The organism is Paenibacillus sp. 1-18, from assembly GCF_000520755.1.
Classification (GTDB): domain Bacteria; phylum Bacillota; class Bacilli; order Paenibacillales; family Paenibacillaceae; genus Paenibacillus; species Paenibacillus brasilensis.
Genome location: NZ_ASSB01000195.1, coordinates 17,509 through 31,679 on the forward strand (window position 1 = coordinate 17,509; position 14,171 = coordinate 31,679).

A 14,171-nucleotide genomic window follows, 5' to 3' on the forward strand; every position below is an offset into this window, starting at 1 on the left:
AGACATCCCATACAATTCACATGATTGAGCCCGGTGTAATAAGAGCACACATACGTACCGGAAGGGATTGCTTCGGTTGAATTCTGAATACCCTCGAAAAAAAAGGGTTCAATGTAATGCCTCATCCGGTTGCTGGCCAGAACCGGAATTGTTTCATTTACCATTTGTTCAAGCTACAAAAAAACATAGGATAACGATTCTGAATCCATTATATTCAAAACAGCCGGGAAAGGGATGTAACGTCTTTCAGGGAGTTTTCGCAGGATGATATCCGATTTCCTGTAATCCAGCTTGAAGCGCGACCTGTGAAGGCTTGAACAAATCAATCTTGTCATAATACCTCAGTGTGTCCACGGATATTCCACGAAGTTTTGCCATCTCGCTTATACTCAGCTTCTCTTTACTCATTGGCACGTATCTTATTTCAGTTGATTAATGTATATTATCTGACATGATTTTAATTGAAACATAGAAAAAAATCTATAATTTATAATTTTGTGTTAAATAAAGTGACATCAAATTAGGGGCGGGATTTGTTCTGGAAGAGCTTGCTCATAAAGCAGGTTTATCTTCTTCTGCAATTAGTATGTATGAGCGGTGAAATGTAATGTTTCCGACCTAAGTATGTCAAATTTAAGGGAGGAAGGGTCATAATTTCTGCTTGTTGTCCTTTTTAATGTTAATTATATTGACACATTTTCTAGATAAGTCTTATAATGAGAAAAATAAACGAATTAAATGTAATTAAAACTGACATATGAAGAGCGGACATCAATGAACCTGAAAAAATCTGTAGTGCTGACACTTTGCGCGGAGTTTATCAATTTGTCCCCAGGTGATATTCCGGAGCAGATGGAGCAGAAACGCTGCATTAATTCGCTGGAGCTATCTAGTTGAAATGATGCTTACGAACGAGCAACGCTCCAGATTTTAAAAGGAGAAGGTGACTGTGATGAAAGATCACATATTGGCAAAAGATTGGATAGCAGCAATTTATTCTCAGGATATCGGAAGCGAACCGGTACCTGTTACGATTTTGGAAGAGAGGGTCGTCTTTTTCCGAACCCGGGACGGAGTTCAGGCATTTAAAGATTTATGCATACACCGGGGGGCGGCCTTGTCGCTGGGCAAAGTGGCAGATGATTGTATCGTTTGTCCTTACCACGGCTGGAAGTATGATGCAGAAGGAAAATGCGTCAAAATCCCTCAGCAGCCAGCAGGACAAACCATTCCGCCTAAAGCTAAAGCAGTGGTTTATTCCTGCACGGAGCAATACGGCATCATCTGGGTGAAACTTGATGCTGGTTCCGTGAACGAAGCTCCGGTCCCCTTTTATGAGGAATATGAGGATTCAACTTTTCAAACCGTACATGCGGAGCCGTATATCCTGCATGCAACTGCGCCGAGAGTTGTTGAAAATTTTCTGGATGCAAGTCATTTGGCTTTCGTTCACGACAGACTATTGGGCGACTCTGATTTTCCTGAAATACCACATTACAGCGTTTATTGGCATGAAAACCGCTACGTTTCCGACGAAATCGCCATTTACGCCGATGCGGATGGCTCGGGAAATTACGCAACGATTTACTATACGTTTGAAATTTTGCGGCCTATGACGGCAAGACTCAAAAAAGTGAACTATGAAAACAACCAGATTCTATCCATGTTATTTACGGCGCTTCCCCACGAAGAGAGAAAAACAACTGTTTTTGCACTTATTTCTAGAAATTATGCATTAGACCAGTCTGACGAATATTTTCGGGATTTTCAGAAGCGGGTGATGGAGCAGGACGCGGGAATTGTAGAAAGCCAGAAGCCGGAGGAACTTCCTCTCGACTTACAGGAGGAGCTTCATTTGAAGGCGGACCGGGTCAGCATTGCTTACCGGGGGTGGCTGAAAGAGCTGGGTGTGACCTACGGCAGCGACGTTTCGGTTGTCTCTTCAAAGGACACTAGACCATAAAATCAATATACGGGTAAGGAGAGTGCCATGGTGGTACCTAAAGCTAAAAATAACCATTCTGAGGTTCAACTTCCGCGGGATTGCACGTTCACTCCGGAGGATTGGCAGGTGTTGGCACAATATTGGTACCCGGTGGCGCAGGCAAGCGAAATCACGGATAAACCTGTTGGCGTAAAGCTGCTTGATGTGAAGCTCGTATGCTACCATAGCAACGGCAAGGTGGTTGTCGCCCGTGATCTTTGCTTCCACCGAGGTGCTCCCCTTAGCAAGGGCTGGGTTGAAAACGGAGAAATTGTTTGCCCATATCACGGACTTCGTTACAACTGCGAAGGCAAATGCACATCAGTTCCGGCGCATCCCGACGCCAAAATTTCGCCTAAGCTGAAATTAATCACATATCCCGTAGTAGAGCGATACGGTCTGATCTGGACATCTCTTGCGTCCAGCGACGTGCAAATTCCCGAGTTTCCGGGATGGGATGACCCGGATTACCTGAACGTGCTGCCGCCGAGCTTCGACATTGTAGGCTCGGCAGGGCGCCAGATGGAAGGCTTCCTGGATGTATCGCACTTCGCCTTTGTGCATACCGATACCTTCGGAGACCGTGATAACCCGTTTGTGCCTCAGTACACCGTCAAGCGCGAAGGCAGCGGCTTGCTTGCCGAATATTGGAGCACGGTTAGCAATTACGGCAAAGGTCAGGACAATCTGGTCCCGGTAGGCTTCAAATGGCTTCGCGAATTTCGCGTATTTCCTCCGTTCGCGGCTTCGCTTACGGTCTACTTTCCGAACGGCGGCAAGCTAATGATCCTGAACTGTGCCTGCCCGGTATCGGCCCGCTACACCCGGTTATTTTGTCCGATTTCACGAAATTTTGATAAAGATGCATCCGTTGAAGATACCATCAAGTTCAATTTACAAGTGTTTCAGGAAGACCGAGAGATGGTAGAAGCGCAGACTCCAGAGGATTTGCCACTCGATTTGCAAGCAGAGGTCCATATTCCGGCAGATCGCACCTCCATCGCTTATCGGCAGCTTCTTAGCGAAATGGGGCTCGGCAGGTCCTATACAGCCTAAAGGAAATTCTCGAAAATTGGAAAATCCGTCACATTGGCAAAAATAACAACTGCAAAAGCATATGAAGGGGAGCAGAATGAAATTATCCTTGGATTCTATTAATCGAATGAATAGAGAGCAGTTTGTCGATGCGCTGGGATGGGTGTTCGAGCACTCGCCTTGGGTGGCGGAACGCGCATGGATATCCCGTCCTTTTGCTTCTTTTGGGCAATTGTCCAGTAAATTGGAAGAAGTGGTGGAGCAATCTGCGCTTGATGAACAACTTGCCCTGCTCTGCGCTCACCCTGATCTTGCTGGCAAGCTGAAAATGACGGAGGTCTCCGTTAATGAGCAGCGGGGCGCTGGCCTGGATGAGCTTTCTCCCGAGGATTATGAACAATTTAGGGCCGGCAATCAGGCCTACAAGGATAAATTCGGATTTCCTTTCATTATAGCCGTACGCGGCCTGAATAAAGATTCGATTTATGCCGCCTTGGGCAAACGGCTTGGTGACGAATGGGATGAAGAGAGAATCCTGGCCTTGAAGGAAGTATTCAAGATTGCCCAATTTCGATTAAGCGACTTGATTACGAGCTCTAACAACGGAAAATTAACTACCCATGTGCTAGATGTGTCCTGCGGCACACCGGCGTCCGGAATGAAGCTCGAGCTGTGGGAAATCGGCGGTGAGGAGGGACGGAGGCTGCTGCGTTCTGTCGTAACTGATGAGGACGGACGCCTGGATGCGCCTCTGCTGTCAGGCGGCGAGTTGAAGGAGGGGCAGTATGAGCTGTTTTTTTACGTTGCCGATTATTTTCGGGAGAAGGGCTTGGCCGGGAAAGAGCCCCCTTTTCTGGAGTGCATTCCGATTCGTTTCGGTGTGAGTGATGCGGGCAGCCATTATCATGTTCCGCTGCTTGTAGCTCCTGGCGGCTACAGCACGTACCGGGGAAGCTGATTAATTGAAACAAAATACTGGATTTTTTGTTAAGTGGGTGCATGGATTATGACGGAGTGTCTGGAGGTTGTCATACGTGGAGGTCAAGTCGTTTTACCAGATGGAGTATATGTTCTCGATATCGGAATTAAAAATGGAAAAATCCACGTACTCCAGCAATTGCTGGAGCCATCGCAGGAATGCAAAGTCATTGATGCAAGCGGACAGTTTGTACTGCCTGGAATGATAGATGTTCATGTTCATTTCAACGAGCCGGCATTAGGTGTTTGGGAAGGTTTTGTCAGTGGATCGGCATCGCTCGCTGCAGGCGGATGCACTGCCTACATTGACATGCCTCTAAATGGCCGGCCGCCTACAACTTCACTAAGCGCATTAAATCAAAAATCGGCTTTGGCCTATGGTCAGTCGTACGTTGATTACGCGTTCTGGGGAGGACTTGTACCAGGAAATCTGAAATCACTGGAAGCTTTGGCGGAGGCAGGAGTTGCCGGATTCAAAGCCTTTATGTCCCACCCGGGAGGAGAAGGAGAGGACATTTTCCGGGGAGTCGATGATGTTACCTTATATGAGGGGATGCAGCGAATTGCTGCAATTGGCGGCATTCTTGCCCTTCATGCAGAAAGTGAGCCGCTGGTAGCGGGGCTTGGCGCTAAAGCGCAGCATACCGGCAAAACCGGGTTTCGCGATTATGCGGCATCCCGGCCGGTACTTGCGGAATTGGAAGCCGTCCATCGTGCACTGTTTTATGCGAAGCAGACAGGTTGCGCGCTGCATTTTGTGCATATTAGCAATCCTCAAGCCGTAGAGCTGATTGATCAGGCAAAACGCACAGGCATGAATGTTACGTTGGAAACTTGTCCGCATTACTTGATGCTGACCTGTGATGATATGGGATCCCTCGGAACCGTTTCGAAATGTGCCCCGCCGCTCCGGTCCGAAGCGGAACGGGAAGAGATGTGGAAGGCAATTGCTGCCGGGAAGATAGACATGATCGCTTCGGATCATTCACCGTGTCCGAACGAGTTAAAGCGATACGACGACTGGTTTCAAGCTTGGGGAGGCATTTCCGGAGCACAGAGCTCGATGGAACTGATTCTGGATGAAGGACACCTGAAACGAAAGATTCCTTTACCCTTCTTATCTCGGCTGCTGTCTGAAAATCCGGCCCGCCGTTTTGGTCTCTTTCCCCGCAAAGGCACGATTCAAGTAGGAATGGACGCAGATTTGACGATTTTCAACTTGAACAGTCCGTATACCTTGACCGCGAATGATTTGTATTACCGTCATAAGCATAGTCCTTATGTTGGCAGGCAATTGAACTGCCGGGTAACTGCCACTTTATGCCGTGGTGAAGTGGTATATAGGTTAGGCGAAGGAGTTTCGCTGTCGAGAAAGGGAATGCTGCTGCATCCATTCAAGCGTAAAGGGGGGGATAGATGATGAGCAATGTCATACCACGCTTGCCGCAAGAGCTGCCGGATATCAACCGATTAGCTGCTTCTATCGAAGAAACATTGCATTGGTTATCCGAATATGGTGCAGACGGCGGGGGAGGTATTACCCGGTTTCTATACTCGAATTCCTGGAAACAAGCGCAAACGGCTCTAAACGACAGGATGAAGCAAGCCGGGCTTAAGGTTTACTTTGATGAAGTGGGGAACCTTTATGGACGAATTGAAGGAACGGAACCGAATCGGGGAACGATTCTGACAGGCTCCCATATAGATACCGTCGTAAATGGAGGCAAATATGACGGGGCTTTCGGCATTGCCGCAGGGTTAGCAGCTCTTCAGTTTTTATTGGAACGATACGGAAGGCCGAAATGCAACCTTGAGATCGTCTCGTTCTGTGAAGAAGAAGGAAGCCGCTTTCCGTTAACATACTGGGGTTCTGGTAATGTTTCAGGACGTTATTCGGTCGATCAAGTACCGGAAATATGCGACTCCGGAGGCGTTAGTTTAAGGGAAGCGATGATGTCGGCAGGATTTGGTTCCAAGGCGGGGCGCGCTGCAAAACGGGACGATATCCAAGCGTTTATCGAGCTTCATATCGAGCAGGGAAAGGTTCTTGAACGGGAAGAGAAGGGGATTGGGGTGGTCAAAGGCATCGTCGGACAAAAGCGGTTTACGTGCGAGGTCACAGGCGAAGCTAATCATGCGGGAACGACGCCGATGGCCTTGCGGCGAGATGCGCTTGCGGGCGTATCCGAAATGGTTCAGTTGCTCGAAGGGCTGGCGCAAAGCTACGGCTCCCCGATGGTAGCGACCGTAGGAAGCTTGGAAGTGATCCCTGGTCTATCTAACGTGGTTCCCGGCAAAGTCACGTTTACACTTGATGTGCGGCATTCGGATTCTGTGGCATTATCCGCTTTTTGTCAAGCCATGAAAATAAGCTTCGAAGAAGTTGCAGCCAGACGGGGGCTTATGCTGGCCCTCAGCCAATGGATGAACGCAGAGCCGGTCATGATGGACGTAGAACTGACTCGAATGGTGGAACATATTTGTATGCACAGAAATTTGAGCTTTCTCAGCATGTTCAGCGGTGCCGGTCACGATACGCAAGTGATGCAGTCCGTCTGTCCAACCGCACTCGTATTTGTTCCTAGCCGCGGCGGCATCAGCCACTCTCCCGATGAATACACGTCCACGAATGAGCTTGCTACTGGTGTTTCCGTCCTAACCGATTTCTTGTATGTATTGGCCTATGACAGGGGGGAGCGCTTTGAAAACGTATCGTGATCTGTCACCGTCCCCTCGTACAATCATGACCCCCGGACCGGTGGAGGTGGATCCACGTGTATTGCGGGCGATGTCGTTTTCGATTTTGGGGCAGTTTGATCCAGAATTTACCGACATCATGAATGAAACGATGGACATGATCAGGGTGTTGTTCCAAACGAACAATCACTGGGCATTTTCGGTTGACGGTACATCTCGTTCCGGTATCGAAGCTGTGCTGACGAGCTTAATTGAACCGGGAGACCGTGTATTGGTTCCGATCTACGGCAGATTCGGCCATTTGTTGGTAGAAATTGCGGAACGCTGCGGAGCCGAGATCTCTACCATGGAGCAGGAATGGGGGCAAGTCTTTGATCCGGAGCAAGTGGTGAAAAGGATCCGTCAAGAGCGTCCGGATATTGTGGCGATCGTCCACGGCGAGACATCGACAGGACGTATGCAGCCGCTGAAGGAAATAGGGAAAGCTTGCCGGGAGTTGGATGTTCTTCTCGTCGTCGATGCGGTTGCGACGGTCGGTGGAACGAAGGTTGCGACGGATGAGTGGATGCTGGATGCCGTGATCGGAGGAACACAAAAATGTCTTTCCGTTCCGGCAGGCATGGCACCTGTTACCTATAATGAGCGGGCAGCAGCGAAAATATTGAAGCGAAAACGAATCGAACGTGGGCTTCGCGATCCCCAGACGGAAACCGGTTGGAGCGGTAAAGGAATTCAAAGTAATTATCTGGATTTAAGTCAGCTTCAGGACTATTGGAGTCCAGTCCGATTAAACCATCATACCGAAGCGACTTCGATGCTGTACGCCCTGCGGGAAGGCTTACGTCTCGTATTGGAAGAAGGGTTGGAGCAGCGTTTTGCCCGCCATCTCGAGCATGAAGCGGCATTGGTGGCTGGAATTCGTGCGATGGGATTAACGCTGTTCGGCGATCCTGACTGCAAGATGCCGATGGTTACGTGCGTAAATATACCGGACGGCGTTGACGGCGAATCTGTTCGTGCGATGCTTCTTCACGAATTCGGCATTGAAATCGCCAGCTCGTTCGGGGCTCTCAAAGGGAAAATATGGCGGATCGGCACTATGGGATATAGCTGTAATAAAAAAAATGTGCTGCACTTGCTTGGAGCGCTTGAGGCCGCATTGCTCCGTCATCGCGTCCCCGTTCATATTGGAGCTGCTTCACAGGCCGCATTGGACGTTTATCGCAGAAAGGCGAATACGTATGAATAAACCGGAAATCGGAACCAAAGCCATGGTCGTCAGCCCGATCGCTCTCTCTTTCGTCTTACCGACCGCTGAAAGGAATGAGCAATCATGAGCCTAGAGGCTTTAAATGAACGAGTAATAACCGATCTTTCGTATCTCAACTTCAGGGGACCTAACTGGGTTCGCCCACTGAGCCATCCTGAGGGGCATGTCTATGACGTTGTGATCGTCGGCGGCGGACAATGCGGCTTGGGCGCAGCCTTCGGCCTTTTGCGAGAACGTGTTTCCAACATTCTCGTTATCGACGAAAACAAGGAAGGCTCCGAAGGACCGTGGGAAACCTATGCCCGCATGGTGACGTTGAGAACACCCAAGTATTTGACCTCCATCGACCTGGGAATTCCTTCGCTGACTTTTCGCTCCTGGTGGGAGGCACGAGCCGGGCAGAAAGGCTGGGAAGAGGTGGTCAAGATTCCGCGGGGCGACTGGATGAATTACTTGCGCTGGTATCGAAAGGTCCTTGATCTGCCTGTCGTTAATGAGGTCAGGCTGAAGCTGATTGAGCCCGTGGAGGGCGGGATTCACCGCCTGCATATCGAAGGGGCGAGAGCACCATCTGCTCAATTGCTGGCACGCAAGGTTGTGTTGGCCACCGGTATTCAGGGCGGTGGAGAATGGTATGTTCCGCCCGTGATTGCTAATAAACTGCCGCACCACCTATATGCCCACACCTCGGAAACCATTGATTTTGATTCGCTGAAAGGCAAGAGAATCGCTATATTGGGCGGTGGGGCTTCGGCCTTTGATAATGCCAATTTCGCACTAGCCGAAGAAGTGGCTGAGGTCCATATTTTTGTCCGCCGAAAGGAACTGCCTAGGATCAACCCGATCCGTCAAATGGAATTGTCCGGCATGATTGAACGGTTTGCTACGCTGTCGGATGCCGAGAAATATGCGGTGATCGCCCATTTTTTCAAGCACAGTCAGCCGCCGACCAATGACACCTTTGAGCGCGCGGTTTCATGGCCCGGTTTCCAATTGCATTTGGGTGCGCCATGGCTTGATGTGGAGGCTGCGGACGAAGGGGCGACAGTGACTGTGCCTCAAGGCAAATTCACCTTCGATTTTCTCGTTATCAGCACAGGTCTCCTCTCCGATCCGGCTTTGCGACCGGAGTTGAGTCTTGTCGAAAGCCACATTGCGCGCTGGGAAGACCGCTATAAGGCCCCGAAAGCGGTAGCTAATCCTTTGCTTGATGCACATCCTTATTTGAGTCCGGGCTTTGCTTTCTTGAGCCGCGATGACAAGGACCCAAAACTGCTGAACGGACTTTTTGCTTTTAACTATGCTGCTTTGGTCAGTTGCGGGCTCTCGGCTTCTGCGATTTCTGGCATGAGATTTGCTATACCCAAGCTCGCGTCGGCAGTGGCAGATCAGCTCTTCCTCGATGATCGCGAAGAGATTCTGAAAGACTTCTTTGCCTATGATAAGGCTGAATTTGTTGGCGAGTGGCCGAAAAAGGCATGAACCAAGGGTTAAAACTCACACACGGCTGATACTATCGTTTTTATTGGATGAATGACCTTGAAATGAATAGCAGGAGGATGATCCCGTGGGTAACGAAAACTTAATGAATCGAGCAATCCAGTTAGCCCAGCAAAATGTTGTTTCTGGTCATGGTGGCCCATTCGGTGCCATTGTAGTTAAGGATGGAAAAATTATCGGAAGTGGAGTTAATGAAGTTACCTCGTCCTGCGATCCTACAGCACATGCAGAAGTACAGGCTATACGAGAAGCGTGTAAGCATTTAAATGATTTTCAATTAAATGGTTGTGTGATCTATACAAGCTGTGAACCATGCCCAATGTGTATTGGGGCCATTTATTGGGCAAGACCGGATGCAGTCTACTATGCATGTACAAAAGAAGAAGCAGCAATCATAGGATTTGACGACCAATTTATATATGAACAAATTGCTTTGCCTATGGAAGATCGTTCAATAATTATGAGTCAAATATACCCGCCCAAAAGCAAGCTGCCTTTTGAAACATGGAGCACATCAGTTCAAAAAATAGAATATTAATACTGTCATGTACTGTCATGCTGCAAAATGCTTACTAAGTAATTAGTATCCTTTAAATCATAAGTCAACATTATTGCTACCATTGATTGAAGTTCGATGGTGGCTTTTAATGGTGCATAATCGTATGAACACTTCGTTAGCATGTTTTTCTGTATGTTCTTCTAATTAAGATACGAATAATCTCGGCTGAAAAAGGGTACATATGCTATAAACAGAACAATGATTAGGCAAATTCAGGACAAGCTTGCGGATTGCACATATTTTACACGAGGAGGGATTCACATGAAGATTATCATTACGCAAAAGGAAGCCGCCGACAAAGGAATCTGGACAGAGATTATGGGAATGTTTGGTGTAACCAAAGAGGACGAGGTGTGGGGAAATGAGGAGTTTATTCTCACCGAGGAACAAGCACGTCACGTCGGTTTGATAAGATGACGAGAAGTAGGCAGGATATGTCATCAAGTTTTAAGACCAAGTCTTAAAAAATCGTAACTTCTTTTTTATGGTTCTGATACACTTTTTGACCGTACAACGTTTATGATACATGTATAAGGGTAATGAAGCTTACAGACACCGTATACATACCCAGACGGTAAGGAGAGATCAGACATGATGAGACTAGCTTCGAAATGGACAGTATTGGCTTTAATGATGATGCTGATGGCGGCGGGAGCAACAGCACAAGGCTACACGCCCGTAACACCTGCTGAAAATCAGGAGACCGTATATATAAACCAAATGGAAATGCGTAACGGACAAATCTATTTGTCGGCAGATCCGATTGAATGGTATGAAGGCAAGGCAGCGGACAAGGCATTTTTGGAGCATGAAGGAAATACAGGATTGGACGGAGCACCAGATGGCTACTACATCGTAAACAATTCCGTTCAAAATGATGTATATCAGGTTGCGCCGGATGCTTCGGTAGAGGTACAAATTTATGATCATACCGGTCGTATGGAAGACACAGACGTGAAATGGAACGAAGTGATTCCGCTGAAAAAGTTTGAACAGGATTTCGGCAAAAAAGATGTACTGGACCTTAGCCAGTTTCCGTACCATGTGACGCTGCGTGACGGCAGGATCGTTAAGATCGTGCAGCAGTTTATTCCTTAAATAAAAGGTATTGCATAACAATGAGTTGACATATTGTGAAACGTCGATATAATGATTATATGAAACCCATGGACCCAATTGAAGTATTTAAAGCACTGTCTAATGAAGCACGTCTTCAAATCTTAGAGTGGTTAAAAGACCCTAAAGCCCATTTTGGTTCTCAGGAAGGGGTCGATCTTATCGAGATTGGGGTATGTGTTAGTCAGATTACAGCAAAACTGAATATGACCCAATCCACAACATCTCAATATTTGTCTGTCCTCCAGCGGGCGGGACTTATACAAGCGACTCGAATAGGAAAATGGACATATTACAGAAGAGACGAAGACGCTATAAAACAAATTGCTTCCTACATTCAGCAAGACCTCTAGTCATAAAAACTGGATTCAAACCATTTGAATTCAGTTTTTATATAAAAAAATAAATCGACAATTCGTGATTTGTAAATTTATATCTTTTATTTTACACAACAAATCGACATATCTCGAATTGTATCAATGATGGTGGTGACATTTTTTTAATGCTAACGGAGTTAACAGGTTATATGAAGCAGGGATCTTAGAGACTGCCTAAAATTTACCCTAAAAAAGGAGCGTTCCATATGTCTAACCATTCCAACCATTCCAACCCGTCCGGCAGTGTTAAAACACTCGTTATCGTTGCGCATCCGGATTTGGAGGCTTCCCGCATTAACAAACGATTGACAGTAGAGCTTGAACGAAGAGGCAATGTCACTGTTCATCAACTGTACGAGACTTACCCGGACGAAAAGATCGACGTTGCGCATGAGCAGGCGCTATTGATGACCCACGACCGTGTTGTGCTTCAATTTCCACTGTTCTGGTACAACTCACCCGCTTTGCTGAAAAAATGGCTGGATGAAGTATTCTAGCTCGGTTTTGCTCACGGCAAAGGAGGCGATAAGCTGAAAGGCAAGGAGCTCCTCATCGCCATCTCTACGGGAGGCGCTCAAAGCATGTACCAAGCCGGAGGCCTTCATAATTACTCGTACAGCGAGTTGCTACGCCCGTTCCAGCAGACCGCTAATTACACCGGAATGATCTATCGCCCGCACTTTGTTGTGAGTGGCATTCGCGAAGTGAGCGATGAACAGCTCGAGAAGTATGCCACAGATTACGCCAACTATGTAGAGAGATGCTATAACAGTAACAACAAATAAATAGCGGGGTTCGATATCATCCCTCGCGCAGGATGGTCACGTGTTTTTCATACGTTATAACAAAAAAAGAGGATATCCAGCCCCAATAGGGTGCGGATATCCTCTTTTGATCATATATATGGTATTAGAATGATTTTGCTGCTTCTGTTGCACGTTGTACAGCAGATGCAACGATCTCTTGTGCTTGATCCGGAGCCTGGTTATGTCCTTCCAGTACAACCTTCACGATGTCTTTTACACCAAAGAAGGATAAGATGTTGCTCATATAGTTCAAAGACATTTCAGCAGCAGCAGCTGGTCCTTCGGAATATACGCCGCCTCTTGCATTCAACAGGGCAACTTTGGTTTCAGTTACGAGACCAACTGGACCCTCAGCAGTGTATTTGAATGTTTTACCAGCTTGGTTCAGGTAGTCAATGTACGTATGCAGAACTGCTGGAATTGTCATGTTCCAGAGCGGGAAAGCAAATACAACTTTGTCTGCTGCCAGGAATTGATCCAGGTAGCCATTAGCAATGCTGGCCAGGCGAGCTTCTTCAGCGTTCAGTTCCATGCCTCTAGCGGATTTGAATGTACCGTTAATCATGTTGGCGTTCAAATAAGGAAGCTCGACGGAGAACAGGTCCAGCTCAGTGATTTCATCAGATGGGTGGGAAGATTTGTAGCTTTCCACGAAGGCATTATACAATTTAACAGTTGCAGATTCTTCAGCTGTACGATCATTAGCTTTAACAAACAATACTTTAGACATGAAATATTTCCCCCTAAGTAAATTGAATAAGTAAGTTAAGTTAGTAAGTTACCTCGCAATATTACAATATAAAGATAATATCTGTCAACGCTTTTATATTAAATTTATTTTTATAAGCTACTTTATTTTTCACACTGTAAAATTCATGTGTTTCTTTTGCAAATTATCAGTTTTGCGGTAAAATTTAAATATGAGCAGTGAAGAGCAGGATTTAATAGTCATAAAATGAAGTTACGGTTGTCTGCAAGATGGGACACAACAGTTGAACGAAAAAGGTGAGCAGCTTGAAAATTGGTTTTTTTGATTCAGGATTAGGCGGAATTACGGTATTATCCGAGGCGTTAAGAAGGCTGCCGAATGAGAACTTTGTATACATGGCAGATACCCTTCATGTTCCATACGGGACGAAAACACCGCAAGAGGTACTTGGATATGTCAAAGCTTCAGTACAAACGATCCTGAAAGAGGATGTTAAGGCCTTGGTCATTGCTTGCAATACCGCGACGAGTATCGCGGCTGCGGAACTGAGGAAAGAATATGCTATCCCGATTATTGGCATGGAGCCGGCAGTGAAGCCTGCGGTAGAGATGAATCGAGCGAATGGAAAAAGAGTATTGGTTTTAGCCACACCGCTGACATTAAAGCAATCCGGTTATGCAGCGCTGGTATCGAGAGTTGACGATCATGGAAGTGTGGACTCCCTACCTTTGCCGGAGCTTGTGCAATATTGTGAGCAGTTAAACTTTGATCGGACAGAATTGTTCGAATATTTTAACCGTAAGCTGTCTTCGTTTAACCTGGATATATATGGGACGGTCGTTTTGGGCTGCACGCATTATCCATTTTATAAGGAAATTCTGAAGGAACTACTGCCAGCTCACATCCAGCTAATTGATGGGAGTCAGGGAACAGTTAGACGATTGAAACAGGTGCTGTCCGAGCGTAATTTGCTGGCAACTCCGGTAAAAGCGGGTCAACCCCAGGAGGGGCACGTTACATTTCTATGTTCCAGTCAGGATGAAGCCTACGTGCATAAGATGGAACGCGCGCTTGAAATCTATGCGGAGCATGAAAAGATATATTTTTAAAGGGAAGAACGGCTGGCGAACAGGTGGGTTA

General features: G+C 47.1%; 15 protein-coding genes and 1 pseudogene. 14 read left to right on the forward strand and 2 right to left on the reverse strand.

Annotated features, from left to right (window positions below):
* Window positions 1-246 precede the first annotated feature (246 nt).
* On the reverse strand, window positions 247-408 hold the full coding sequence (locus tag L693_RS29200; protein ID WP_081752136.1) for a MerR family DNA-binding transcriptional regulator: 162 nt from the start codon (window positions 406-408) through the stop codon (window positions 247-249).
* A gap of 366 nt (window positions 409-774) precedes the next feature.
* On the opposite strand from L693_RS29200, the gene L693_RS31960 reads away from it, so the two are divergent.
* The 13 genes and pseudogenes from L693_RS31960 to L693_RS0111745 all read left to right on the forward strand — a co-directional run bounded on the left by L693_RS31960 (window position 775) and on the right by L693_RS0111745 (window position 12,301).
* On the forward strand, window positions 775-897 hold the full coding sequence (locus tag L693_RS31960) for a hypothetical protein (protein WP_269320843.1): 123 nt from the start codon (window positions 775-777) through the stop codon (window positions 895-897).
* Between the two features lie 52 nt (window positions 898-949).
* Entirely contained in the window at window positions 950-1,963 is a 1,014-nt protein-coding gene (locus tag L693_RS0111690) for an aromatic ring-hydroxylating dioxygenase subunit alpha (RefSeq protein ID WP_025717393.1), read from the forward strand.
* A gap of 27 nt (window positions 1,964-1,990) precedes the next feature.
* The gene (locus L693_RS0111695; protein WP_049825138.1) at window positions 1,991-3,040 is read left to right on the forward strand and encodes an aromatic ring-hydroxylating dioxygenase subunit alpha; all 1,050 of its coding nucleotides are present in this window, start codon (window positions 1,991-1,993) and stop codon (window positions 3,038-3,040) included.
* 76 nt (window positions 3,041-3,116) lie between these two features.
* Complete coding sequence (gene uraD / locus L693_RS32120; protein WP_025717395.1) at window positions 3,117-3,977, forward strand: 2-oxo-4-hydroxy-4-carboxy-5-ureidoimidazoline decarboxylase; 861 nt, start codon at window positions 3,117-3,119, stop codon at window positions 3,975-3,977.
* A 48-nt stretch (window positions 3,978-4,025) separates the two neighbouring features.
* The gene (locus tag L693_RS0111705) at window positions 4,026-5,417 is read left to right on the forward strand and encodes an allantoinase (RefSeq protein WP_025717396.1); all 1,392 of its coding nucleotides are present in this window, start codon (window positions 4,026-4,028) and stop codon (window positions 5,415-5,417) included.
* Window positions 5,414-6,715 carry an allantoate deiminase gene (gene allC, locus L693_RS0111710; RefSeq protein ID WP_049825139.1) on the forward strand — a complete coding sequence of 434 codons (1,302 nt, stop codon included), beginning with the start codon at window positions 5,414-5,416 and terminating at the stop codon, window positions 6,713-6,715. Before L693_RS0111705 ends, allC begins: the two co-directional genes overlap by 4 nt.
* Window positions 6,699-7,943, forward strand: coding sequence for a pyridoxal-phosphate-dependent aminotransferase family protein (locus L693_RS0111715; protein ID WP_025717398.1), 1,245 nt, complete (start codon window positions 6,699-6,701; stop codon window positions 7,941-7,943). Before allC ends, L693_RS0111715 begins: the two co-directional genes overlap by 17 nt.
* Before the next feature lie 84 nt (window positions 7,944-8,027).
* Window positions 8,028-9,446, forward strand: a complete 1,419-nt coding sequence (locus L693_RS0111720; RefSeq protein ID WP_025717399.1) for an NAD(P)-binding domain-containing protein — start codon at window positions 8,028-8,030, stop codon at window positions 9,444-9,446.
* A gap of 85 nt (window positions 9,447-9,531) precedes the next feature.
* Window positions 9,532-10,002: a nucleoside deaminase gene (locus L693_RS0111725; RefSeq protein ID WP_025717400.1), complete on the forward strand. Its 471-nt coding sequence runs from the start codon at window positions 9,532-9,534 to the stop codon at window positions 10,000-10,002.
* 282 nt (window positions 10,003-10,284) lie between these two features.
* Complete coding sequence (locus L693_RS30595) at window positions 10,285-10,440, forward strand: hypothetical protein (protein WP_197029898.1); 156 nt, start codon at window positions 10,285-10,287, stop codon at window positions 10,438-10,440.
* Between the two features lie 174 nt (window positions 10,441-10,614).
* On the forward strand, window positions 10,615-11,121 hold the full coding sequence (locus L693_RS0111735) for a hypothetical protein (RefSeq protein WP_025717401.1): 507 nt from the start codon (window positions 10,615-10,617) through the stop codon (window positions 11,119-11,121).
* 68 nt (window positions 11,122-11,189) lie between these two features.
* A complete protein-coding gene (locus L693_RS0111740; RefSeq protein WP_025717402.1) occupies window positions 11,190-11,492 on the forward strand; it encodes an ArsR/SmtB family transcription factor in 303 nt (100 codons plus the stop codon).
* 230 nt (window positions 11,493-11,722) lie between these two features.
* Window positions 11,723-12,301 (forward strand): annotated as a pseudogene (locus L693_RS0111745) (NAD(P)H-dependent oxidoreductase).
* Window positions 12,302-12,425: 124 nt separating this feature from the next.
* On the opposite strand, the gene L693_RS0111750 reads toward L693_RS0111745, so the two are convergent.
* Window positions 12,426-13,052: an FMN-dependent NADH-azoreductase gene (locus L693_RS0111750; RefSeq protein WP_025717403.1), complete on the reverse strand. Its 627-nt coding sequence runs from the start codon at window positions 13,050-13,052 to the stop codon at window positions 12,426-12,428.
* A gap of 284 nt (window positions 13,053-13,336) precedes the next feature.
* Here L693_RS0111750 and murI point away from each other — a divergent pair, with 284 nt between their 5' ends.
* Entirely contained in the window at window positions 13,337-14,140 is an 804-nt protein-coding gene (murI, locus tag L693_RS0111755) for a glutamate racemase (RefSeq protein WP_025717404.1), read from the forward strand.
* The last annotated feature ends 31 nt before the right edge of the window (window positions 14,141-14,171 follow it).

Excerpts from the sequence above, each read along its gene's own strand:
- uraD (WP_025717395.1), top strand. The coding sequence starts at position 3,117 with ATGAAATTATCCTTGGATTCTATTAATCGAATGAATAGAGAGCAGTTT.
- L693_RS0111705 (WP_025717396.1), top strand. The coding sequence starts at position 4,026 with ATGACGGAGTGTCTGGAGGTTGTCATACGTGGAGGTCAAGTCGTTTTA.
- allC (WP_049825139.1), top strand. The coding sequence starts at position 5,414 with ATGATGAGCAATGTCATACCACGCTTGCCGCAAGAGCTGCCGGATATC.
- L693_RS31960 (WP_269320843.1), top strand. The coding sequence starts at position 775 with ATGAACCTGAAAAAATCTGTAGTGCTGACACTTTGCGCGGAGTTTATC.
- L693_RS29200 (WP_081752136.1), bottom strand. The coding sequence starts at position 408 with ATGAGTAAAGAGAAGCTGAGTATAAGCGAGATGGCAAAACTTCGTGGA.
- L693_RS0111735 (WP_025717401.1), top strand. The coding sequence starts at position 10,615 with ATGATGAGACTAGCTTCGAAATGGACAGTATTGGCTTTAATGATGATG.
- L693_RS0111740 (WP_025717402.1), top strand. The coding sequence starts at position 11,190 with ATGGACCCAATTGAAGTATTTAAAGCACTGTCTAATGAAGCACGTCTT.
- L693_RS30595 (WP_197029898.1), top strand. The coding sequence starts at position 10,285 with ATGAAGATTATCATTACGCAAAAGGAAGCCGCCGACAAAGGAATCTGG.
- L693_RS0111720 (WP_025717399.1), top strand. The coding sequence starts at position 8,028 with ATGAGCCTAGAGGCTTTAAATGAACGAGTAATAACCGATCTTTCGTAT.
- L693_RS0111750 (WP_025717403.1), bottom strand. The coding sequence starts at position 13,052 with ATGTCTAAAGTATTGTTTGTTAAAGCTAATGATCGTACAGCTGAAGAA.
- L693_RS0111695 (WP_049825138.1), top strand. The coding sequence starts at position 1,991 with ATGGTGGTACCTAAAGCTAAAAATAACCATTCTGAGGTTCAACTTCCG.